We start from the raw sequence: 22,359 nt of genomic DNA, 5'->3' as shown, positions 1-22,359 counted from the left end.
CCCTCAACTCGTTGTCTTTTTCATCCAGAGCTGCCGCTCCAGAAAGCTCGAGGCTTCGGCCACCAGGCCCTCTGAAATGTCGTAACTGCAGATGCACTTTCGGCTTGGTACCTGCCGGCCGAACGCCAGCATGCGGCGATGCGCCCACTGCGGAATCGGGAACGTCAAATCGAAGTGGGCGACTTTGCCCAGCAAGGTCAGGCGGAATGCCTGTGGCCTTCCGTCAACCGCGTCCTTGGCGAGTTGAAGGCGCCAAGCTTCGTCGCACGCACGCAATAAACTTCCCGGCGATGGCAGGTGCGCGAGGCGCAGCGGCCGCCCCGCGTCAAGTGAGACTAACATCCATTGTGCAGCGCCAAAGGCCTTTGCCCGCTTCGCGATGAAGTTGCCCGACTGGCACGACGGCCGCATCCAGCACTTCGAATAGATGCTGCCGCCCGCCACGAAGACCTCCATGTCAGCGCCGATGGCGTCTCTAGGCTCGGCCAGCTTCATCTTCGCCAACGCCGCAGAAAGCAGGTCAGCGGCGGAGACGGCTGGCGGCTCCTTCAGCCATGCCTTGACTGACAACTCGCGCAGCCCCGCTGCGCGTAGCTTGGCCGCAAGCTCTTCCCCAGGCTTTGCCACGATGCGCCGCGATGCCCCGTCATAGCCGACTCGGCCAAGTAGGTCAGAGAGACTGCCCCAACCCCCTTCATTCGCGAGCCCGAAAAGTTGGGCTACATCCTGAGAGAGCATCGCGAACGATGGAGGCGCAGGGAACAGGACTCCACGTGAGAAGAATTCAGCCTGCGTGACCTGACCCGGTTCGACAAGGTCTCCAGTCGCGATGAGTGCCTCGAGGACTGCGGAAAGTCTGTCTGCCAAATCCGTCGCATGCGGAACTAGCCCGTTCAAATGGCGCTCAGCCTCTCTCATAAGGATTAAGGGCTGACAGGGACAATGCGACCACGCTACCGCCCGAAGAACCTGAGCAAGCAAGGTGTCGTCTACCGCGACGCTCGCGGCGACGGCCGGGAGGCCGAGTCCCTTTCTCGTCTCCGCGACCACCGCGTCTGCAGTCAGCAAGGTCATGGTCATTTGTTCACCAATTCCGAGCAGCGAGTAGGCGACGCGGACCGTTGAGCAACGCTAGAAGGCGGGCAGCCTTGAGCAAGGTCTTCTTATTGACCAATTCGTCAATCTGCGCGCACGCCCCGCTGCCTGCCCAGTCCGCAAATCGATGAGGGGCCACGGCCATCCGGAGCGCTAACTTGCAAAGGCGTTGGTCGCTGCAAATTGAATATGGGCCTACATGTTGCAAAAACTTCTCGCAGGTCTCGTCCAATGAATCCGAGATGATGGACCGCGCGTTCCGCCCAATGCCGATGGCGAAGGAAGGGTTGTGTCCACGCCATACAGATGCTTCAAGCGACTCTTGCGCCTCGATTGAACCGCTCGAGTCCAGGAAATTCAGTTCTAGCCGTGACCACGCTACATCGCACATTGAGGCGACGAGTTGGCGGTGCATCTCTCGTAAAACCGAGTTTCGGCGGTGTTCAGCAAGCGGTCCAACAAGCCTAGCGTCCGTCCAGTCTCGAATCCAGCAGAGAAGCTCGCCAACTTCTTGGGCGCAGGTAAGGTGGGCCGACAGCTTTGGAGCACTGTGCGTCCAGTCGTCCCAGGATAGTTTGGCGGGCGGGGCATTGACTACAACCGAGCTTCGGTGGCCATTTACCCATACGACATAGAGGCCGCCATCACCTTCAACATCGAGCTCGTGCACTCCATCCCACGAGTCGCTTCTGCACGAAGGTCGCTGAAAGCTGGCGCGATACGCATGGACAGGGTGGGAGTGGTCCGTGTCATCAACGACGCTCAGCCGCACTCGCTTCGATACCCGAGAAACGTGCCAACGGACGGGCGACATAGCGTGCTTGAGGGCGACGCTAGCTTTGCCGAGAGCATGCGCATCCACGACCAGCAGCCCAGCGCTCGCCTTGAAATAGGCCTCATTGACTACATCAGCATGGTCGCGACGCTTAACCAATTGACCCCAGTCCGACTGATTCACCGGCAGCGCCAACGTTCCAAGAAACTCATTGTGGATGGCATCACCAGAGCCGCTTAGTAGCTTCAAATGAAAATCGACCGCCATCCCGCGTGGCCCATGAACGGTGCAAGCAGCAGCACCTGACATTATTGAATCCAAATTAGGCTCATGGGGGTCCGTTGCCACAACCAAGACGGGCGCATGGACACGACTGCTTGTGCCGGAGACGGGTGAGCGAACGACGATGGAGAACCCTCGCTGGCTCGCTTGGGTCCGCAAATCGGACTTTCCGTTTGGTGCTCTATATGACGCCGCGATGGTGACCAGATGAACACCGACTGAGAGCTTTCCGAGCCCAACGAACGAGACCGTGCGTCCCCCGGTTGGGAATACTGAGCTCTTGCCGTCCAATTGCAACGTGAACGACTCGCAGGTCTCATCGTGCTCGATGCCGAGCATGAGCGGATGTTGTTCAGACCATTCGAGGAGGTCGTCACGGCCAAAGTTAAGTGGAGGCAGCCCGGCCGGCCAGACCTTTAACATTTTTGCAGTTGAAAGCCCTAACAGACTGAGGCATTTGCTCAACGAATCAGTGGCTTGGGCCGGAACACTTAGGAGGTATCCGAACCCTCCTTCGACATCCATTGGAACCGGGGACAGATGCTCACATTTCTCATACATCGACGAATGGATGACAAGGTACTTTGAACCGAGCCGGACGTTCTTCCACTTTGCTTGAAAGGCGCATCCGTCGTCATCAACTTTGAAGAGCCAGGGCTTGGGTTGGACTCGACACGCGTCATCAATTGCGTGGACCGTCCCCTCCTCCCACTCTTCAAATCTAAGCCAGGAGGCTCCAGCATTTGGCCACTCAAGGACTCGGCACTGTTGCGCGCCGAAAAGCAACCAACGCTTGCTCCGCCAAATGTCCTCCCCTCCGGCGACCTTGCATCGCGAGCGGCGGATAAATCCATCAATACCTTGATTTGACCGAGCCCATCCAGCGAATGTCGGAATTTCCACGAACGCCTGCCACTTGCCGGCCTGATTTCTCATGAGCACCTTGGGCGTTACGCAGGCAACCTCTGCAGACTCCCGTGGGTCTGGACCGTCCGGTCTGCGCCCTTTCAAGACGTCGGCCGCTCGCCGAAACATTAGGCGAATGTGTACTTCACCTGCGACCTTCCTGGCCTCCCTCAGCCAGGACTTTGCCTCCCAAGATGCTTCAAGGTCAGCAATGATGCGAGCTTGCGTCTTCGCCGTCAGTACCGCACCCAAGTCATGGTCATCTGGAAAAAGCAGAGCCCTAGTGATATGGCCCGTCAACTCTTCTTGCTCGAGGAAGTTCCGGAACCGAGAAGACGGCCACTCGGCGCAGCGCGCCACGAGTGCCCCTAGAACAGATGCCGGACGGTCTGCAGCTTCTGCAATTTCATTCCGTGAATCGAACAGAGTTCGCGCCATCTGCAATTGGAGGTCTTTTGGGAGCACAGCGTGCGTAATCGGCCAAGCGATGATGGAGAACTGTCGAGCCCAAGGACCCGAGGGAGATACCCCTCCAAATTTGGCTTCAAACCTCTCAAAGAAACTGCGCAACAGGTTTCGACGACCAATTTCTTGCTTCCATTGCGGCGTCCGGCGCTCAAAGGACTGCCAATATTCCTCACCGTCGAAGTTGTAGCCCATCTCGGTCGCATAGACCACACAAACGAGCCAGATAGGATTTAGTCGATTCCCAAACGCGATTTGCCGACGCAGGCTGGCCGCGAGCTCTGAAACCTGCTCCTTGTCGAGGCCGTGCTCGAGTGCGAATAGAGGAAGCCCAACGTCCCGCCGCTCCGACGCAAGCCGCTCAAAATGGCGTTCAAGCCTCGCTTGCAGACCTTCCAAGAACGTGGACTTCATGCGACGGCCTGGCGCTAGGCGCTCTCTGTTTTGGTCACGCCCACTTCAACTGCGGCGGTGACTGACCCTTGGTGTATGAGGTCGCCGAGACTGGTATTGCTCCACGCCCTGTATTCGGGCCGACGCCCAGCTCGGCCAATCATCCATCTTTGGACAGCGAGCTCTCCGACTTGCTTCACCGAAAGAAGGCCATCGAGTTTGGGGCGTTTCGCCGCTCCCTTCAACATGTCAAAGCTGTTGCTTACGGTCTCACAAAGGAATACTTCGCGGTGAATGCCGTGCTTCAGGATGTCTTCCTTGAATCCCAATGCGTTGAGTGCCGCGCGCACCGTTCGCAGCCGCCAGTTCGGCCCCTCGCCAAAGGTATGCATATCCGCATATCCATGGTCGATTGCTCGAAGGTAGCTCCGCATCTCCTCAAACAGGTCGTCGGGGATGTGGAAGTGCCCCCATCCGCCAGTGTATCCAATCGAACTGAAGTACGAGGTCTCGCCAAGCTTCAACCGGTTGTAGACTGCCGACCTCCCCATTGAAGAAGAGGTGGTAACGGCGACCAGCCGTGCGTTCTTCGCCGCGCCAGAGATGATGCCCTCTGTTCCAGCATACCGCGCGCGGAAGTCGTCATATACATCGCGTGTTCGGATAAGGCAAGCCACAAGCTTTCCTCCGAGCAACATGTTGTACGGTGGGACGGCACCAAGCACGTACGCGTCCATGAGATTGACTAGCCGTTTCTCACGGTCCTTGACGGTCCAACCGATGTGGTCATCCCGGACGCCCATGTTGTAGACGGGGTCGCCGATAGCGAAAATGCCAATCAGTTTTCCGTTGTTTTCGTCCCAGACGAGATATCGCATTCGGCGGCCAAAACCAGCGGACACGGGAACGGACCAAGTAAGAGCGGCAAGCCTGAAGAGACGAGCTTCCAACCCCTCTCCAGTAACCAACTGCAGCTTCGGCCGGATTTTGTCAGGTTCTACGTCTGCGCCCGAGGCGAAGTACTGTCGCAGGCTCGGCAGTAATCGCTCGACAAAGGACGAATTTTTTGAAGCCTTGTCCTCTCGCTGCTTGCGATGCAAAGCCCGAACGGTGTCCTTGGAGTCGTCGGGCAGGATGAGCGAACCACTCGAGTCCTTAGTGAAACCAAGCTCTGCCAAGTGCTGCCGGAGGTGTCGCTTGATGCGGGCCTCAGGTGTAAATGCAGCTGCCGCTCTCTTAACTGTCATCGTTGTTCTCGCCGTCGCCGCCATCGGCGCGCACTTAATATTAACCTCTTAATAATATCTTGTCTTAGGGTTATCAAGGGGACCTCTACGGGTTATCGCCAAAGCACTCTGAATCGCCCCGGGTTTTAAGGAGGCTTCAACTCCTGAGAAGATGAAGCTATGAAGAAGTCGAACAAGTTCTCGCCTGAGGTGCTTGAGCCCGCGGTGAGGAAGGTGCAGGAGCAGCGCGGAGAGTACCCGTCGCCCCAGGCTTGGCGTGGAGGAAACCCGCCTTGAATTGCGTGCGTATTTCCGCGGCACGCATCAGCGTGAGCTAACCTCTCAAAGGCATGCTTTAGGCGTCCATTCCAAGCAATCTGTGTGGGCAGGAAGGGTGGCAAGCGGTCGCTCACAGAGCATCGACCAAAATACCGCAACCAGCCTGAAGCGACCTCCATTATGGTCAATTCGTCTTTGCGACGATGGCTGCCGGTCGTAGTCAATGCGTTTAGCGGCCGCTTTCGCGACAGAAGCCGACACAGCCCCTGCTATAGAGCCGACTCCCTAATCGCATCGTTCGCGAATGCGGACGCCGTCGCGATCAGCTTAAACACGCATGGTCGGACCGACAAGCACAGCGAGGATGAACAATACTCCTTGCCCTTTAGAAACCAATTAAGGCAGTCGCACACTGATATCACTACGCACCGGCAGGTCAGTGGATCTGTCGAACTCTCGATCCCAAGTAGCGCAGTACTTTTGTCGTTCGACTGTTAAGGATCGGGAGTTCTTCCTTGTTGCACCAGCCGATTAGTTCCTGCACGTTAGCCTTACCGAAAGCCTTTATCTTGCCGTCGCCATTGACAGCATTAGCCATTCTGTCTACTACGTCCCCGCGCTCGAACACCAAATGCGCAAGCGCCTCTCTGGCGCGTTTGGGATCGTTGCTATTGATGAACTTATCTTTCCAGGTTTCCCTCCCGCCGCGATAGAAGCGGAGCCGGTCGCCGAAACTGTGCAGAGTGGCCAGGGCGTTAAAGAGTTCATCGTCCGTGGCCGCGAGAACTGTCTCCTTTGACTTGAACACGCGCTGCAGGTGTGGATAGGTCTCGCCGACGATTGGTTTTCTCGAAGTAAGGCCATGGTACAGATGACCACTCGTCAATGAGTGGTCGCAGGATGGTTCGCTGCTCCTCGACGGTTCGGTAGGGGGACTTCTGCCAAGACTCCCCTATGGCGTGTTTTTGCCGAATGAAGCTCATGAAGGAGTCAACCTCGAGACGGAGCGGAACGTCCTGCTCGCTGACCTTCCTATAGCCGCTCGCTGCGTATGCATCACGCACAATGTTGAATGCCGAGACGCACTCTTGATAGGACTTTCGAAAGCTTGAACGAAAGAGAGAATCGGACTTGGGCTTCGGCTGTCCGCGGGCGATGTTGTTCGGTGCGGTCTTGCCGAGCAACTCTGCGACCTCTTCAGCAAGCAATTCTGCAGCGTTGCTGTGCTGTTCGTACTTGCGGTACAGCACCCTGTACTTGGCCAACATTTCGCCAGTGGGAACGTCGGCGCTTTCCCAGTAGTCGTGGAATATCGCTGTGAGCTCAGACAAACGTTCGTCACTATCGTCAAGTCCGACAACGATTTCTTGATTCGTTGTTATGGCGGCTCTTGTTAGGTTAGCCGAGCCCACTAGAGCCTTTTCATCGCCGAAGAGATAGAGTTTCGGATGGAATGAACGCGCCGTGTAGACGCGAAGTTGGACATTCGGGTGGCTCATGGCCCACTCAACAGCAGCAGGACTGGTCGGAAATCCCAGTCTTACCACCAGCCAAACCTTGCAGCCGTGGTCTAGAAGTTGCTGGACAACATTGGTTTCAGTGAAGAACGCTACGGCTATGAAGACGTCACAACCCTGAGCATCTCGCCGAGTAAGTTCGTTGATCAGGAAGTCCCTGTGCGCCGTCCGATTGGCAAATAGATTGTTCACCCTAGCGCCTCCTCTAAATGTAGTGGGCGCGAGTCTACATATACGCAAGTCGATCCTGACTATTGTTGCTAGTCAGCCCACGACGCTGGAGCGGAACGAACAGTTGCCGATTAGGCCAGCGGGGCCCAACAGCTGCTCTTGGCAGCAGCGGTCGCCCAAGCCCTGAAGCGCGAACGACTCAATCCAGCCTTTTACGGACCTAGATATCAAGCACCAAAACATAGCCGAGCAAACCGGCGTAATGCACGCCCATATCCAACCATAGAATCCTGCACATCCTCCAGCAACAGCACCCCCCCATGCCAGCCCTCCTCCTCATAGACATCCAACAATCCCTCTGCACTGGCCCCAACGCCGCCTGGGATTGCCCCACCCTGATCGCCCGCATCAACCAGGTCACCGCCGCCGCGCGCCAGGCCAACACCCCCATCATCTGGGTGCGCCACGCCGAGCCTAGCCTGGAGGCAGGTACGCCCGGATGGCAACTGGCCGAGGGCCTGCAGGTGGAGAGCGCTGACCTGACCCTGGACAAAACCACCGGCGATGCGTTCTGGAAAACCGACTTGCTGCCCATGCTGCAAAACCTGGGCGTGCGGGAGCTGGTGATTGGCGGGATGCACACGGAGTACTGCGTGGATGTGACCACGCGCGCGGCGCTGCGCCATGGCTACCCGGTAGTGCTGCTGGAGGATGCGCACACCACTTGCGGCAATGCCGTTGTCACGCCGCAGCAGGTGATTGCGCACCACAACATCACCCTCAGCAGCACCAGCAGCTTTGGCCCGCGTGCGCGGCTGCAGACGGCGCAGCAGTGGGCGGATTCGGTCGGCCGGGCTTGAGAAAACCCGGCTTGGCTGGGGTTGGCCCAAGCCGCTAGGGAAGCGTTCTAGCTCCCAAAGTGGAAGCAGCCCAACGCAATGCGCGCTGGCGCTGCGCCGATGTCGTTCAGGCTTGGCCCCTGTCAAGCGCGCAGATCACATATGCATCTGCGCATTCCTCAGTTGGAGTAGCTGCTTGCAACATGCACAGTGCAAGCAGGCCCTGCCGTGATGGCAGCCTTTTCTCCCATGACCTGAAGGACGACACAGCATGACTATCCGCACAGCAGCGCCTTGGCGCGTTTTGATTGCCGGTACCGCAGCGGCAGCCGTTTGGGGCGCGAGCCCTGCCTTTGCCAACACGCCGCAGGCGGTGCCTGCGGGCGCGCTGGTCAGTACCGAATGGCTGGCGGCCAATCTGCAGAGGCCCGATGTGCGGGTGATCGAGGTCAGCGTGAACCCGGGGCTGTATGAGCGGGCGCATATTCCGGGGGCGGTCAACTTCTCCTGGCACAACGACCTCAATGACAAGGTGCGCCGCGACATTGTCAGCAAGGAGGCGTTTGAGCAATTGCTGTCCAAGGGCGGCGTGAGCGACAACACGACCGTGGTGCTGTACGGCGACACCAACAACTGGTTTGCGGCCTGGGGCGCCTGGGTGTTTGATGTGTATGGCGTCAAGAACGTCAAGCTGCTCGATGGCGGCCGCAAGAAGTGGGAGGCCGAGAACCGTGCGCTGAACAACCGCGCGCCGGACTACGCTGCCACCACCTACCGCGTGGGCCAGGTCAACACCGATTTGCGGGCCCGCCTGGGTGATGCGCTGGCAGCGGTGGAGGGCAAGGGCGCCACGCAGCTGGTGGATATCCGCTCGGCCGATGAATACCAGGGCAAGGTGTTTGCGCCTGCCGGTGTGCCGGAGCTGTCGATCCGCGCCGGCCATATCCCTGGTGCAGTGAATGTGCCCTGGGGCAAGGCGGTGAATGAAGACGGCACCTTCAAATCGCGGGCTGATCTGCAAAAGCTCTATGCCGATGCCGGCATCGACGGCAGCAAGCCCATCATCACCTACTGCCGCATTGGCGAGCGCAGCAGCCACACCTGGTTTGCGCTCAGCAAGATCCTGGGCTACCAGGTGAAGAACTATGACGGCTCCTGGACCGAATACGGCAACAGCGTGGGCGTGCCGATCAACAACCCGGCCGGCACGATCTGGGCTGCCAAGTAAGCCAAACCCTGAATGTATTGAATGTCTCCGCATGGGCTCGGTCCTGTGTTCAATGCCCGCCCAGCGCGGGCATTTTTTTGGATGGAATGCCATGACTGATTCCAGCGTGGGTTTGGGGGGGGCGGGCAGCGCTGCCGGGCAGCGCGCGGCCGGGGCCATCAGCGCCTATTGGCAGCCGGCGGCAGCGGCCGTGCTGTTGCTGGCGCTGTGGCCATTGCAGCAGGCCTTGCTGCAGCGCGATGGCGGGCGCACCCTGGTGTTTGCGCTGGCCATTGGGCTGGCGCTGGGCGTGGTGCTGCAGCGCTCGCGCTTTTGCTTTTACTGCCATGCGCGTGATTGGCTGCAACGGGATGACCCGCGCGGTATCTTGGCAATCATCCTGGCGCTGGCCGTGGGGCTGGTGGGCATGACGGTGGTGCAGAGCAGCTGGGTGCCCAACCCCCAGGCGGGGCAACTGCCGCCCGATATGCACATTGGCCCGGTCAGCTGGGTGCTGGTGCTGGCGGGCCTGGCCTTTGGGGCGGGCATGCTGGTGTCGGGCTCCTGCATCAGCGCGCACTGGTACCGGCTGGCCGAGGGGTCGGCGGCATCGCCGTTTGCATTGCTGGGCACGGCGCTGGGCTTTGCGTTGGGTTTTCAGACCTGGAACCCGCTCTACAGCCTGGCGGTGGCCGATGCGCCCGTCGTCTGGCTGCCGCAGCATCTGGGCTATGGCGGGGCCTTGCTGCTGCAGCTGGGCGTGCTGGCAGCCTGGGCGGCCTGGGTGTGGCAGCGCCATGTGCAGCAGCGCCGGCGCAGTCTGCCGCTGCCCGCAGCATCTACAGCGGCTGCGCCGCGCAGCTTGCCCGCGCTGTGGCGCAGCCTGTGGCAAGGGCGCTGGAACTATGCCTTGGGCGGCCTGCTGGTGGGCCTGATCGCCACCGCCGCCATTGTGCGCATGCGGCCGCTGGGCGTGACGGCCCTGATCGGCAGCCAGGTGCGCGGCGCGCTGCAAGGCCAGGGCTGGGTGCCTGAGCGGCTCAATGGCCTGGATGGCTTTGCCGGCTGTGCCACCTTGCCGGCAGCAACCTGGGCCACGCCCAATGCGCTGGTGCTGCTGGGCCTGCTGGCCGGCGCATTCATCGCCGCCTTTGCCAGCCGCCAGTTCCGCCCGCGCCTGCCCACCGGGCGTGATGCCGGCCGGGGTGTGCTCGGCGGTGTGCTGCTGGGCTGGGGCGCGATGACCGGTATTGGTTGCACCGTTGGCACCTTGCTGTCCGGCGGCATGGCCGGTGCGCTGAGCGGCTGGGTGTTTGGCGCGGCCATGCTGCTGGTGTTGTGGCTGGGGTTCCGGTGGCAGACCTGGTGGGCCAGCCGGGCTTGAGCAGGCTGGATGGCAGCGCAAGCGCAGTGTGGCTGATTGGCGATGGTTGTCCGAAGTTAAGAATTGGGCGCAGCATTGAGCCACTGCGCCAGTCGGCTGTCATACCGGCGCTGCGCATTTGGCGCTATGCTTTCCACTCGCTTGCCACACCCACGGGATAGACCATGCTTTTAGGCCTTGCCGCCAACCGTTTGCACCACCAGAACGAGGATGCCGCGCTGTTCAGCTTTTTGCGCGCCTGCGAGCAGGGCATTCGGGAGCTGAACATCGGGTTCCATGCGGTGGGCCGCACCTATGGCGCGATTGCAGCGGCAGAAATGCTCAAGGGCCACAAGGGCCTGGTGCGCTACCCCTATGGCCGCGAAGGCGGGCTGATGAAGCTGGTGGCCGAGGTGGTGGGCATGCCGGGCGACAACCGCGTGCTCGACGGCGCCATCTACCTGATCGACCCGGTGGACCCGTCGTCGATCTTCCCCGAAGCACTGGCCTTGAAGCGCCAGTGCGTGATCCACGGCAAGCCCTTTATCTCGACAGCAGCCAGCGCGCGCGACTGGGTGGAGATGGAACGCATCCACGCCGGGCTGGCGCCCGACCGCCATGCCGACCGCCTGCACGACTATGGCAACCAGACCCTGGCGCTGATTGCCCACGATGCGATGAAGCCGGCGATGCTGGACTTTTGCGAGCGCAATTTTGCGCTGCTCTCGCGCTACCGCCGCCGCGTGGGCACCGGCACCACCGGCCAAAAGCTCAATGAGCTGGCCTGGAGCAAAGGCTGGCCGGCTGACAAGCCCTGGGTGGACCGTTTCAACAGCGGCCCGCTGGGCGGCGATGCGCAAATCGCCGACCTGGTGCTGGAGCGCCGCTGCCAGCGCGCGATCTTCTTTGAAGACCCGCATGTGGCACGCCAGCATGAAGCCGATATCCAGCTGCTGGAGCGGGCGGTGACGACCGTCACCCAGGAGGTGGTGTGCATGACCTCGCCAGCGGTGGCCCAGCGCTGGTGCGATGCGGCGGTCAAACGGTAAGTCCCAGCGCGTCAGTCATCAGCCAGCCTGCACCTCGTTCGCGACCTCGATCAGGTTCTCATCGGGGTCGTAGAAATACAGCGATTGCAGCGTGGCCTGCGCACCGGTGGCCCGCACCGGCCCCTGCACGATGGCGACCTGCTCGCGCTGCAGATGGGCGATCACCTCGGCCAGCGGCATGCGGGTCAGAAAGCAGACATCGGCAGAGCCTGGCGTTGCATGTTTCACGTTCGGGTCCACCACGTGGCCCACCTCGTGCAGGTTGATCTTTTGCCGGCCAAAATGCAGCGCATAACGGCCTGGCTTGAACTCTCGGGCCTCCATACCCAGCACCCGCTCGTAAAAGGCAATGCTGCGCGGGATGCTCTGCACGGTGAGCACCAGGTGGTCTAGGGCATCGACCAAAGAGGTGGTGGAAGGCATAGGGCTTGCTCCAAAGATGGACTCCAGCGCGCAGTATGCGCCCCAACGGCGCCTTTGCCCACCGTGGCCCGGGGGGGCGCGCTTCGGCCGGTGTGGCCCCTGTCAAAAGCCGCAGCACCCATGGCGTCTGCGGCTTCTGTATCTGGGCCTGGCTGGCGTGCCAGCCCTTCGCTCAGGCCTGCTGCGGCTCCAGCGTCTTGGTGTAGAGCGCGGCGCCGTTCAGGTCCTTGAGGACCACGGTCAGCGCGCGGCTCTGGTGGTGGATGTCGAGCTGGCCAAAGAACTGGTAGCCCTCGCTGGGGGCGGAATTGGCCTTCGGCGGCGCCTTGTGGAAGACAACATCCAGACCAAAGGTCTGGTCCGCCTCGTTGGGCCCGAAGCCACCGGCATTGAGGGGGCCGGAGACGAATTCCCAGAACGGCGCAAAGTCCTTGAACTGCGCGCGCTCGGGGCTGTAGTGGTGGGCGGCGGTGTAGTGCACATCGGCGGTGAGCCAGACGACGTTGCGGATGCCCGCATCCTTGATGCCCTTCAACAGCCGCGCCATCTCCAGCTCGCGCCCCTTGGGCACGCCGTGCTCACCGTTGGCAATGGCTTCCCACTGGTCGCGGCCTTCGGCGTCCTTGCCGTCGGGCACGAACAGGCCGATCGGCATGTCGGCGGCAATCAGCTTCCAGGTGGCAGTGCTGGCCTTGAGGCCGGCCAGCAGCCAGTCCAGCTGGGGCCGGCCGAGAAAGTCGGTCTCGGCGCTTTCCACCGCCTGCAGGTTGTGGCTGTTGGGGCCCCGGTAGCTGCGCATGTCCAGCACAAAGATATCGGCCAGCGGGCCCTGCGGCAGGTGGCGGTAGACGCGCTGCTGCTCGGCCGCGCCAAAGGGGCGCATCGGTGCGTATTCCATAAACGCGCGGCGGCCCCGGGCGGTGAGCAGCTGCACATTCTTTTCGGAATAGCGCTTGTCGTTGGCCACGCTCTTGCTGTCCGAGTAGTTGTTGGTGACCTCGTGGTCGTCCCACTGCCAGATCTGCGCGACCTCGCTGCCCAGCGCGCGCACGTTCTGGTCCATCAGGTTGTAGCGGTAGCGGCCCCGGTACTCGTCGAGCGTTTCGGCCACCTTGGCAACCTGGGGCGTTACCAGGTTCTTCCAGGTGCTGCCATCGGGCAGCGCGATGGTCTCGGGGATGGGGCCGTCGGCGTAGATGGTGTCGCCGCTGTGCAGAAAGACATCGGGGTTGGTCTTGCGCATCTCGTCATAGATGCGCATGCCGCCGATGCCCTCGTTGATGCCGTAGCCCTGGCCGGCGGTGTCGCCGCTCCACACCAGGCGGAAAGGGCGGGTGGCCGGGCCCTGGCTGGCCAACGGGGTGCGGAAATGCCCCAGCACTGCCGGGCTGCGGGTGTTGCTGCTGGCCAGGTCATCGAGCACCACGCGGTAGAAGATGTCCTGCCCGGCGGGCAGGCCCTGCAGCTCGACACGGCCAGTGCCATCGGTATCGGGCAGCAGATCGGGGCCGCGCACCAGCGTGCTCTGGGCAAAGTGGCTGGTGGTGGACCATTCCACCCGCATGCGCGCCTCGCGGCTGGCCCGGGCCCAGACGATGGCGCTGTGGGCCAGCACATCGCCGCTTTGAAGGCCCGACAGCAGCAGGGGCCGCGCCGCATCCTGCGTGATGGCCGCAGGCGCCGTTTGCGCACGTAGTATGCCGGGCAGCAGGCCGGTGCCGGCGATGGCGGTGGAAGAGAGCAGAAAGCGGCGGCGCGCAGAGGGATCGTGGGAGGTCATGGAGGTGGTAGCAATGGCAGAAAAACCGCCACGATAGCCGGGCTGTGTGACGCGGGGATGAAGCGTGAAACAGCGTGTAAACAAGCTCTGTGTCTGCATTCGAAGCTATTTATTCAGTAGCGCTTTTCAGGCAGAAGGACCCTGCATGCGGGCGGAAGGAGCGGCGCGTCTTGCGCGGATGCGTCACCGGCTTTACTTGCTAAATTCCGCAAGTGAGCTTTGATATGTCAATATTTGAATAAGAAAAAAACCGGCCCACAATCGCCTATCAACACTGGAAAAATGGAACGCCGCCGTTCCAAGGAGAAAACCATGAGCTTTGTGCAGATCGACGACCAAAACGCAGGCACCACGCTGCGCACCGATGCAGCCTGGCTGGACGCGCACTGGATGCCCTTCACCGGCAACCGCAACTTCAAGGCGCAGCCCCGCATGATCGTCAGCGGCCAGGGCGCCTACTACACCGATGCCGATGGCCGCAAGATTTTTGACGGCCTCTCGGGCCTGTGGTGCTCGGGCATTGGCCATGGCCGCAAGGAAGTGGCCGAGGCGATTGGCAAGGCGGCGTTGCAGCTCGATTACGCACCGGCTTTCCAGTTTGGCCACCCTGCCTCGTTTGCGCTGGCCAACAAGATCAAGGAACACACGCCCGCAGGTCTGGACCATGTGTTCTTTACCGGCTCGGGCTCCGAAGCGGCCGACACCTCGCTGAAGATGGTGCGCGCCTACTGGCGCCTCAAGGGCCAGGCCGGCAAGACGGTGCTGGTGGGCCGCGAGAAGGGCTACCACGGCGTGAACTACGGCGGCATCTCGGTGGGCGGCATTGCCGGCAACCGCAAGATGTTTGGCCAGGGCATTGTGGCCGACCACCTGCCGCACACCCAGCCACCGGCCGGCACGTTCCAGAAGGGCATGTCCGATGAAGGCGGCCGCGCGCTGGCCGATAAGCTGCTCGATGTGATCGCGCTGCACGACGCCAGCAACATCGCCGCAGTGATCGTCGAGCCGTTCTCGGGCTCGGCCGGTGTGGTGATCCCGCCCAAGGGCTACCTGGAACGCATCCGCGAGATCTGCACGCAAAACGGCATTCTGCTGATTTTTGACGAGGTCATCACCGGCTTTGGCCGCTGCGGTGCCTGGACCGGTGCCGAAGCCTTTGGCGTGGTGCCCGACATCATGAACTTTGCCAAGCAGGTGACCAATGGCGCCCAGCCGCTCGGCGGCTGCGTGGTGACCAAGGAAATCTACGATACCTTCATGGCCGCAGGCGGCCCCGAGTACATGCTGGAGTTTGCCCACGGCTACACCTACTCGGCCCACCCCGTCGCTTGCGCGGCAGGCCTGGCGGTGATGGACATTCTGGAGAAGGAAGACATGCCCGGCCGCGTGAAGGCGCTGGCACCTTACTTTGAAAACGCCGTGCACAGCCTCAAGGGCGCCAAGCATGTGGCCGACATCCGCAACTACGGTCTGGCCGCCGGCTTCACGATTGCGGCCTTGCCAGGCGAGCCCGCCAAGCGCCCTTATGAGATCGCGATGAAGTGCTGGGAAAAAGGCTTCTACGTGCGCTATGGTGGCGACACCATCCAGCTGGCGCCGCCCTTCATCAGCGAGAAGGCCGAGATCGACCGTCTGGTCAACGCGCTGGGTGACGCGCTGGCTGAGACCAACTGACACCCGTAAGAGCTATTTGCTATCTGGCGTCATATGGGGCCCTTTGCAGAACCCTCGCCCAATGGGATGGACGCGGATCGGGATGAGACGCAAGGCGTCTTTCGCAGTCAATAGCGAGCTATTGACAAGGAAGACAACGCAGCGGATCGCCCGAGTCCGTGTTCAGACCAAGGCAGGGAGTTTTGCAAAGGGCCCCTCGTGGCGCCGGTGCTGTTTTTGAATGGAACCCAAGAGAGACTGACATGAACCACGACAAGAATGTGACGGCCACCGTAGGCCATTTGATCGACGGCAAGATCGTGCACGATGGCGGCCGCACGCAGCCGGTGTTCAACCCGGCAACGGGCCAATCGACCGTGAGCGTGGAGCTGGCCAGCAAGGCCACGGTGGAGGCCGCGATTGCCTCTGGCGAAAAGGCCTTCCCCGCCTGGCGCAATACGCCGCCGCTCAAGCGCGCGCGCATCATGGGCCAGCTCAAGGTGCTGCTGGAGCAGAACGCCGACAAGATTGCCGCGATGATCACCGCCGAGCACGGCAAGGTGCTGGCCGATGCGCATGGCGAGCTGCAACGCGGTATCGAGAACGTCGAGTTCGCCAGCTACGCGCCGGAGCTGCTCAAGGGCGAGCACAGCCGCAATGTGGGCCCCAACATCGACAGCTGGAGCGAGTTCCAGGCGCTCGGTGTGACAGCCGGCATCACGCCTTTCAACTTCCCCGCGATGGTGCCTTTGTGGATGTGGCCCATGGCCGTGGCCTGTGGCAATACCTTTGTGCTCAAGCCCTCCGAGCGCGACCCGACCAGCGCGCTCTTCATTGCCCAGCTGGCGCAAGAAGCGGGCCTGCCACCGGGCGTGCTCAATGTCGTCAACGGCGACAAGGAAGCGGTCGACACGCTGCTGCATGACCCGCGCGTCAAGGCCGTGAGCTTTGTCGGATCGACCCCGATTGCCGAGTACATCTACGGCGAAGGCTGCAAGAGCGGCAAGCGCGTGCAGGCACTGGGCGGTGCCAAGAACCATGCGGTGGTGATGCCCGATGCCGACATCAGCAACGCGGTGACCGCGATGATGGGCGCCGCCTACGGCAGCTGCGGTGAGCGCTGCATGGCCGTGCCGCTGGTGGTGGCCGTGGGCGACGAAGTCGCCGAGCAGATGATCGCCGGCCTGAGCGCCGAGATCGCCAAGATGAAGGTGGGCCCGGGCACCGACAACAGCAACGACATGGGCCCGCTGATCACCAAGCCGCATTTCGAGAAGGTCAAGGCCTATGTGGACAGCGGTGTGGAAGAGGGCGCCAAGCTGCTGATCGACGGCCGCAGCCTGCAGGTGGCCGGCCATGAGGACGGCTACTTCCTCGGCCCCTGCCTGTTCGACAACGTGCGCCCCGGCATGAAGATCTACCAGGAAGAGATCTTTGGCCCGGTGCTGGGCATTGTGCGGGTCAAGACCTTGCAGGAGGCGATGGACCTGATCAACGCGCATGAGTACGGCAACGGCACCTGCATCTTCACCCGCGATGGCGAAGCAGCCCGCTACTTCAGCGACCACATTCTGGTCGGTATGGTCGGCATCAATGTGCCACTGCCTGTGCCTGTGGCCTACCACTCGTTCGGCGGCTGGAAGCGCAGCCTGTTTGGTGACCTGCACGCCTACGGGCCCGATGCCGTGCGCTTCTACACCAAGCGCAAGACCATCACCCAGCGCTGGCCCAGCGCCGGTGTGCGTGACGGTGCGGTGTTCAGCTTCCCCAGCAGCCGCTAAGACCTTGCTGCAGCCGCCCTGCGATGGGCCCGGCTGCAAGTTGGTGCGTTTCTTGCGAAGGCCAAGGCATTGCCTCCCGCCCTTGCACCATGCGCACCAGCACCGCCCACCGCCGGTCTTCGGACACCGCAGCGTCAGCCGACGCTGCAGCCCCCCGCACATCCCCAGGCACGCCACCGGCACACCCACCGGTGGCGGCTTTGTCTGGGCCTGCATCCGACAGCCTGTTCAATCTCTCGCTGGCCAAGGGCCTGCAGGTGCTGCGCGCCTTCAGTGCGGCGCACCGCAGCATGACCCTGGCCGAGATTGCGCAGGCTGCCGGCATGACCAAGGCCTCGGCGCAACGCTCGGTGCACACCTTGCAGGCGCTGGGCTATATCGGCAAGCACCCGAGCACGCGGCGCTTTGTGCTGCTGCCGCGTGTGGTGGAGCTGGGCTTCAACTACCTGGATGCGCATCCGATGATCAGCGCCGCCCACACCTATCTGGCGCAGCTGGCGCGGCAAAGCGGTGAGACGGCGACCTTGTCCGAGCCTGCGGGCACGCACATGGTCTACCTGGCCCAGGTGCTGACGACCCAGCACATCCCGGTGCTGACACCGGTGGGCACCCAGGTGCCGCTGTATGCCAGCAGCTGCGGCCGCGCCTACCTGAGCCAGCTGCCGGCCGCGCAGGCCGAGGCACTGCTGCAGCAGGCGCCCATGCCGCCCCGCACCCGCGCCACGTTGACGACGGTGGATGCGGTCATGGAGCAACTGGCGCAGTGCCAGCAGACGGGCTATGCCACCAACTGCGAAGAGCTGTTCCTGGGCGACATGGGCATTGCCGCGCCGGTGTTCAATGCGCGCGGCGTGGTGGTGGGCGCCATCCACCTGGCGCCGCCCACCAGCCGCTGGAACATGGCCGATGCCCAGCAGGCGCTGGCCCCGCTGGTGATCGAATGCGCGCGGGCGGTGTCGCAGCTGTTGCCAGCAGATTAGGCGGCGCTCAGGCCACCCCGGCATGCGCCAGCATCGCATGCAGCAGCACATTGCAGCCAGCGGCCAGGTGCTCGGATTTGGCGTCCTCGATCTCGTTGTGGCTGATGCCATCCTTGCAGGGCACAAAGATCATCGCGGTGGGCGCCACGCTGTGGACGTAGACGGCATCGTGCCCGGCGCCGCTGACGACCTCCATGTGCGCATAGCCCAGGCTGTCGGCCGCGCCGCGCACGCTGGCCACGCAGCCGGGGTGGAAGATGCAGGGCGCAAAGCGCACCACCTGCGTGATCTCCACCTGGCACTGGCACTGGCCGGCGAGGCGCGCAAACTCCGTGCGCATGGCGGCGTCCATCGCATCCAGCCCGGTCTGCGAGAGGTTGCGGAAGTCGACGCTGAACTTGACCTGGCCGGGGATCACATTGCGCGAGTTAGGCAGCACCTGCAGATGGCCGACGGTGCCGCGCCCGTGCGGCGCCTGGTCCAGCGCGATGCGGTTGACGGCATCGACCATGCGGGCAGCGGCCAGCATCGCATCATGGCGCAGGTTCATCGGCGTGGGGCCGGCATGGGCGTCCATGCCGGTGACGGTCACGTCATACCACTGCTGGCCCAGCGCGCCGCTGACGATGCCGATGGGCTTGTCATAGGCTTCGAGCACCGGGCCTTGCTCGATATGCGCTTCAAAGTAGGCGGCAAAGGCGCCACCGGGTACATCGCCACAGGCCACATCGCCCAGGTAGCCGATGCGGGCCAGCTCCTCGCCGACAGTAAGGCCTGCACCATCTTGTTGCGAGCGGATGTGGTCTGCACCAAAAATTCCCGCAAATGCACCAGAGCCCATCATCACCGGCGTGAAGCGCGTGCCTTCCTCGTTCATCCAGAAGGCCACTTCCAGCGGCGCAACGGTCTGGATGCCGTGGCTGTTGAGCGTGCGCACCACCTCCAGCCCGGCGAGCACACCGTAGTTGCCATCGAACTTGCCGCCGGTGGGCTGGGTGTCGATATGGCTGCCGGTGGCCACGGCGCGCGCCTGCGGGTCGGTGCCGGGGCGGCGGCCAAACACATTGCCCACTTCATCGACGCGCACCTGCAGGCCCGCATCGCGGAACCACTGCACCACTTGGTCGCGGCCGGCCTTGTCCTCGTCGGTCAAGGCGATGCGGCAGACGCCGCCTTTGGGCGTGGCCCCTATCTGGGCCAGGGCCATCAGGGATTGCCAGAGGCGGTTGTCATCAATGCGCAGGCTGTCTATGGGGGTCATGCGGTTACTCCTGAAAGTGAGGCGAACAATGCGCAGAGCGTTCGCATAAAGCATGCCAAAAATATCGATGAATCAATCACTTGTATCGATAAACGATATGTGTGATGTGGCACGCAGCTTGCTTTGGACTTGTCATCCCCCACTTCTTGGAAAGGTCCTGTGATGCAAGCGTCTTCCGGTTTCTCCGTCTCCCGTCCCGCGCTCAAAAGCCTGGCTCTGGCTGTCACCCTGGCGCTGGGCGCAGGTGCTGCCCTGGCCCAGGAAAAGGTGCTGCGCATTGCGATGACTGCGGGCGATATCCCGCGCACCTCGGGCCAGCCGGACCAGGGTTTTGAAGGCAACCGTTTCACCGGCATTCCGATGTATGACGCGCTGACCCAGTGGGACCTGAGCAAGGCCGACAAGCCCAGCGAGCTGGTGCCGGGCCTGGCGCTCTCGTGGGAGGTGGATGCCAAGGACAAGACCAAGTGGCTGTTCAAGCTGCGCCCCGGGGTCAAGTTCCACGACGGCAGCGCCTTCAATGCCGATGCCGTGGTCTGGAACGTGAACAAGGTGCTGGACAAGGAGGCCGAGCAGTTTGACCCGGCCCAGGTGGGCGTGACGGCATCGCGCATGCCGACGCTCAAATCGGCCAGGAAGATCGATGACCTGACGGTGGAGCTGACCACCACCGAGCCCGACTCCTTCCTGCCGATCAACCTGAGCAATCTGTTCATGGCCTCGCCCGCGCACTGGGCCAAGAAGCTGGCTGCAGTGCCGGCCTCCGTCAGCGGCAAGGCCGAGCGCAGCAAGGCCGCGTGGACGGCGTTTGCCGCCGACCCCTCGGGCACCGGCCCCTTCAAGGGCGCACGCCTGGTGCCGCGTGAGCGCTTCGAGATGGTGAAGAACGCCAGCTACTGGGACCCCAAGCGGACACCGACCATCGACAAGGTGGTGCTGCTGCCGCTGCCCGAGGCCAACTCGCGCACCGCCGCGCTGATGAGCGGCCAGGTGGACTGGATCGAGGCGCCGGCGCCCGACGCGCTCGATGCGATCAAGGCGCGCGGCTTCAAGGTCTATTCCAACCTGCAGCCCCACATCTGGCCATGGCAGTTCTCGTTTGTGGAAGGCTCGCCCTGGCTGGACAAGCGCGTGCGCCATGCCGCCAACCTGTGCGTGGACCGTGCCAGCATGAAGCAGCTCTTGAACGGCCAGATGGAGCCGGCCACCGGCATCTTTGAGCCCGGCCACCCCTGGCGCGGCAGCCCCAGCTTCCAGATCAAGTACGACGTGAAGGCCGCGCAGGCGCTGATGACCCAGGCCGGTTACAGCGCAAGCAAGCCGATCAAGGTGAAGATCCAGACCTCCGCGTCGGGCTCGGGCCAGATGCAGCCGCTGCCGATGAACGAGTTCATCCAGCAGAACCTCAAGGAATGCTTCTTTGATGTGGAGTTCGATGTGGTGGAGTGGAACACGCTGTTCTCCGGCTGGCGCCTGGGCGCGAAGGACCCGGGTGCCAACAAGGCCAGCGCCACCAATGTGACGGCCGCCACGATGGACCCCTTCTTTGCGATGGTGCGCTTTGTCAGCACCAAGTCCTTCCCGCCGCTGTCCAACAACTGGGGCTTCTACAGCAACAAGCAGGTCGATGCGGTGGTGGACAAGGCCCGCACCACCTTTGATGCCAAGGAGCGCGACAAGGCACTGGCCGAGCTGCACACCCTGGTGGTCGATGAGTCGCCGTTCCTCTTTGTGGCCCACGATGTGGGCCCGCGCGCGATGTCGGCCAAGGTCGGCCACGTGGTGCAGCCGCAAAGCTGGTTCATCGATATCGCGACGATGACGATGAAGTAAGCCGGGCGGCGCCGGGCATGCAGACGGGTGCTGAGACACCGCTGCATGCCGGCCGCAGGCCGATGGCCCAGCCCGCCAGTGCGGCCCCGCATGGTCCGCCTCTCCCCCACGAACCTCTGAACCGCCATGCTTGCCTATCTGATCAGACGCATTGTCTATACCCTGCCCATCATGCTGGGCGTGGCCCTGCTGTGCTTTGCCCTGGTGCATATCGCGCCGGGCGACCCCCTGGTGTCGGTCTTGCCCGCCGATGCATCGGCCGAGCTGCAGGCCCAGATGCGCGAGCTCTATGGCTTCAACCGGCCGCTGCCCGAGCAGTTTCTGCGCTGGGTCTGGCGCGCGCTGCAGGGCGATCTGGGCCAGTCGATTGCCACCAGCCGGCCGGTGACCACCGAGGTGATGGCGGCCGTGGTCAACACCTTGCGCCTGGCCGTCGTGGCGACCTTGATCGGCTTTGTGCTGGGCAGCCTGTTTGGCTTTGTGGCGGGGTACTTCCGCAACTCCTGGGTGGACCGCAGCTGCTCGATGCTGTCGATGCTGGGCGTCAGCGTGCCGCACTACTGGCTGGGCATGGTGATGGTGATCGTCTTCTCGTCGCAGCTGATGTGGCTGCCCGCCACCGGCGCGGGGCCGGGCGGCTCGGGTGACTGGGCCTGGGACTGGGCGCATGTGCAGTTCATGATCCTGCCGGCCATCACGATGTCGGTGATTCCGATGGGCATCATTGCGCGCACGGTGCGGGCGCTGGTGGCCGAGCTGCTGGACCAGGAGTTCATCCTCGGCCTCAAGGCCAAGGGCCTGGGCCATCTGGGCATCTTCCGCCATGTGCTGAAGAACGCAGCGCCCACGGCACTGGCGGTGATGGGCCTGCAGCTGGGCTACCTGCTGGGCGGCTCCATCCTGATCGAGACCGTGTTCTCCTGGCCGGGCACCGGCTTTCTGCTCAACCAGGCCATCTTCCAGCGCGATCTGCCGCTGCTGCAGGGCTCCATCCTGGTGCTGGCCGTTTTCTTTGTGCTGCTCAACCTCATCATCGATGTGGTGCAGACCCTGCTCGATCCCCGCATTGCCCGCTGAGCGC

17 protein-coding genes are annotated in these 22,359 nt (G+C 62.6%); 9 read left to right on the top strand and 8 right to left on the bottom strand.

The genetic code is table 11. The annotated features are described in order from the left end of the window. Positions 1–3 precede the first annotated feature (3 nt). From AB7A72_RS13855 to AB7A72_RS13835, 5 genes are all read right to left on the bottom strand, one after another. The gene (locus tag AB7A72_RS13855; protein ID WP_369460317.1) at positions 4–1,080 is read right to left on the bottom strand and encodes a hypothetical protein; all 1,077 of its coding nucleotides are present in this window, start codon (positions 1,078–1,080) and stop codon (positions 4–6) included. A 4-nt stretch (positions 1,081–1,084) separates the two neighbouring features. Further along, positions 1,085–3,937: a hypothetical protein gene (locus tag AB7A72_RS13850; RefSeq protein WP_369460316.1), complete on the bottom strand. Its 2,853-nt coding sequence runs from the start codon at positions 3,935–3,937 to the stop codon at positions 1,085–1,087. A 14-nt stretch (positions 3,938–3,951) separates the two neighbouring features. Further along, positions 3,952–5,163: a Druantia anti-phage system protein DruA gene (locus tag AB7A72_RS13845; RefSeq protein WP_369460315.1), complete on the bottom strand. Its 1,212-nt coding sequence runs from the start codon at positions 5,161–5,163 to the stop codon at positions 3,952–3,954. A 694-nt stretch (positions 5,164–5,857) separates the two neighbouring features. After that, entirely contained in the window at positions 5,858–6,229 is a 372-nt protein-coding gene (locus tag AB7A72_RS13840; RefSeq protein WP_369460314.1) for a hypothetical protein, read from the bottom strand. After that, positions 6,186–7,130 (bottom strand): phospholipase D-like domain-containing protein, encoded by a 945-nt coding sequence (locus tag AB7A72_RS13835; RefSeq protein ID WP_369460313.1) that lies wholly within the window; start codon positions 7,128–7,130, stop codon positions 6,186–6,188. Before AB7A72_RS13835 ends, AB7A72_RS13840 begins: the two co-directional genes overlap by 44 nt. A gap of 299 nt (positions 7,131–7,429) precedes the next feature. Between AB7A72_RS13835 and AB7A72_RS13830 the strand changes: the two genes are divergently transcribed. The 4 genes from AB7A72_RS13830 to AB7A72_RS13815 all read left to right on the top strand — a co-directional run bounded on the left by AB7A72_RS13830 (position 7,430) and on the right by AB7A72_RS13815 (position 11,567). Beyond that, positions 7,430–7,969: a cysteine hydrolase family protein gene (locus AB7A72_RS13830; RefSeq protein ID WP_369460312.1), complete on the top strand. Its 540-nt coding sequence runs from the start codon at positions 7,430–7,432 to the stop codon at positions 7,967–7,969. Positions 7,970–8,219: 250 nt separating this feature from the next. Then, the gene (locus AB7A72_RS13825) at positions 8,220–9,176 is read left to right on the top strand and encodes a sulfurtransferase (protein WP_239810020.1); all 957 of its coding nucleotides are present in this window, start codon (positions 8,220–8,222) and stop codon (positions 9,174–9,176) included. 91 nt (positions 9,177–9,267) lie between these two features. Further along, positions 9,268–10,539, top strand: a complete 1,272-nt coding sequence (locus tag AB7A72_RS13820) for a YeeE/YedE family protein (protein WP_369460311.1) — start codon at positions 9,268–9,270, stop codon at positions 10,537–10,539. 164 nt (positions 10,540–10,703) lie between these two features. Then, entirely contained in the window at positions 10,704–11,567 is an 864-nt protein-coding gene (locus AB7A72_RS13815; protein ID WP_369460310.1) for a methylglyoxal synthase, read from the top strand. An 18-nt stretch (positions 11,568–11,585) separates the two neighbouring features. On the opposite strand, the gene AB7A72_RS13810 is transcribed toward AB7A72_RS13815, so the two are convergent. Both AB7A72_RS13810 and AB7A72_RS13805 read right to left on the bottom strand, forming a co-directional pair. Beyond that, on the bottom strand, positions 11,586–11,990 hold the full coding sequence (locus AB7A72_RS13810) for a VOC family protein (protein WP_312834882.1): 405 nt from the start codon (positions 11,988–11,990) through the stop codon (positions 11,586–11,588). Between the two features lie 172 nt (positions 11,991–12,162). Beyond that, a complete protein-coding gene (locus tag AB7A72_RS13805; protein ID WP_312414672.1) occupies positions 12,163–13,770 on the bottom strand; it encodes an alkaline phosphatase D family protein in 1,608 nt (535 codons plus the stop codon). Between the two features lie 312 nt (positions 13,771–14,082). Between AB7A72_RS13805 and AB7A72_RS13800 the strand changes: the two genes are divergently transcribed. The 3 genes from AB7A72_RS13800 to AB7A72_RS13790 all read left to right on the top strand — a co-directional run bounded on the left by AB7A72_RS13800 (position 14,083) and on the right by AB7A72_RS13790 (position 18,184). Continuing rightward, the gene (locus AB7A72_RS13800; RefSeq protein WP_369460309.1) at positions 14,083–15,444 is read left to right on the top strand and encodes an aspartate aminotransferase family protein; all 1,362 of its coding nucleotides are present in this window, start codon (positions 14,083–14,085) and stop codon (positions 15,442–15,444) included. A 242-nt stretch (positions 15,445–15,686) separates the two neighbouring features. Continuing rightward, positions 15,687–17,204, top strand: coding sequence for a CoA-acylating methylmalonate-semialdehyde dehydrogenase (locus AB7A72_RS13795; RefSeq protein WP_312526405.1), 1,518 nt, complete (start codon positions 15,687–15,689; stop codon positions 17,202–17,204). A gap of 89 nt (positions 17,205–17,293) precedes the next feature. After that, entirely contained in the window at positions 17,294–18,184 is an 891-nt protein-coding gene (locus AB7A72_RS13790) for an IclR family transcriptional regulator (RefSeq protein WP_369460308.1), read from the top strand. 7 nt (positions 18,185–18,191) lie between these two features. Here AB7A72_RS13790 and AB7A72_RS13785 read toward each other — a convergent pair whose 3' ends face one another. Then, a complete protein-coding gene (locus tag AB7A72_RS13785) occupies positions 18,192–19,445 on the bottom strand; it encodes a Zn-dependent hydrolase (protein ID WP_369460307.1) in 1,254 nt (417 codons plus the stop codon). A 162-nt stretch (positions 19,446–19,607) separates the two neighbouring features. On the opposite strand from AB7A72_RS13785, the gene AB7A72_RS13780 reads away from it, so the two are divergent. Continuing rightward, entirely contained in the window at positions 19,608–21,278 is a 1,671-nt protein-coding gene (locus AB7A72_RS13780) for an ABC transporter substrate-binding protein (protein WP_369460306.1), read from the top strand. Positions 21,279–21,404: 126 nt separating this feature from the next. Next, the gene (locus AB7A72_RS13775; RefSeq protein ID WP_239810011.1) at positions 21,405–22,355 is read left to right on the top strand and encodes an ABC transporter permease; all 951 of its coding nucleotides are present in this window, start codon (positions 21,405–21,407) and stop codon (positions 22,353–22,355) included. The last annotated feature ends 4 nt before the right edge of the window (positions 22,356–22,359 follow it).

This window comes from Comamonas sediminis (assembly GCF_041107495.1).
Classification (GTDB): domain Bacteria; phylum Pseudomonadota; class Gammaproteobacteria; order Burkholderiales; family Burkholderiaceae_C; genus Comamonas; species Comamonas sediminis.
Note: the sequence above shows the minus strand (reverse complement) of the source record. Positions and strands in the feature narration are given on the sequence as shown.

What these genes read in the sequence shown, in the direction of transcription:
- AB7A72_RS13855 (WP_369460317.1), bottom strand. Translation starts at nt 1,080, where the DNA reads ATGACCATGACCTTGCTGACTGCAGACGCGGTGGTCGCGGAGACGAGA.
- AB7A72_RS13850 (WP_369460316.1), bottom strand. Translation starts at nt 3,937, where the DNA reads ATGAAGTCCACGTTCTTGGAAGGTCTGCAAGCGAGGCTTGAACGCCAT.
- AB7A72_RS13845 (WP_369460315.1), bottom strand. Translation starts at nt 5,163, where the DNA reads ATGACAGTTAAGAGAGCGGCAGCTGCATTTACACCTGAGGCCCGCATC.
- AB7A72_RS13830 (WP_369460312.1), top strand. Translation starts at nt 7,430, where the DNA reads ATGCCAGCCCTCCTCCTCATAGACATCCAACAATCCCTCTGCACTGGC.
- AB7A72_RS13825 (WP_239810020.1), top strand. Translation starts at nt 8,220, where the DNA reads ATGACTATCCGCACAGCAGCGCCTTGGCGCGTTTTGATTGCCGGTACC.
- AB7A72_RS13820 (WP_369460311.1), top strand. Translation starts at nt 9,268, where the DNA reads ATGACTGATTCCAGCGTGGGTTTGGGGGGGGCGGGCAGCGCTGCCGGG.
- AB7A72_RS13815 (WP_369460310.1), top strand. Translation starts at nt 10,704, where the DNA reads ATGCTTTTAGGCCTTGCCGCCAACCGTTTGCACCACCAGAACGAGGAT.
- AB7A72_RS13810 (WP_312834882.1), bottom strand. Translation starts at nt 11,990, where the DNA reads ATGCCTTCCACCACCTCTTTGGTCGATGCCCTAGACCACCTGGTGCTC.
- AB7A72_RS13805 (WP_312414672.1), bottom strand. Translation starts at nt 13,770, where the DNA reads ATGACCTCCCACGATCCCTCTGCGCGCCGCCGCTTTCTGCTCTCTTCC.
- AB7A72_RS13800 (WP_369460309.1), top strand. Translation starts at nt 14,083, where the DNA reads ATGAGCTTTGTGCAGATCGACGACCAAAACGCAGGCACCACGCTGCGC.
- AB7A72_RS13795 (WP_312526405.1), top strand. Translation starts at nt 15,687, where the DNA reads ATGAACCACGACAAGAATGTGACGGCCACCGTAGGCCATTTGATCGAC.
- AB7A72_RS13790 (WP_369460308.1), top strand. Translation starts at nt 17,294, where the DNA reads ATGCGCACCAGCACCGCCCACCGCCGGTCTTCGGACACCGCAGCGTCA.
- AB7A72_RS13785 (WP_369460307.1), bottom strand. Translation starts at nt 19,445, where the DNA reads ATGACCCCCATAGACAGCCTGCGCATTGATGACAACCGCCTCTGGCAA.
- AB7A72_RS13780 (WP_369460306.1), top strand. Translation starts at nt 19,608, where the DNA reads ATGCAAGCGTCTTCCGGTTTCTCCGTCTCCCGTCCCGCGCTCAAAAGC.
- AB7A72_RS13775 (WP_239810011.1), top strand. Translation starts at nt 21,405, where the DNA reads ATGCTTGCCTATCTGATCAGACGCATTGTCTATACCCTGCCCATCATG.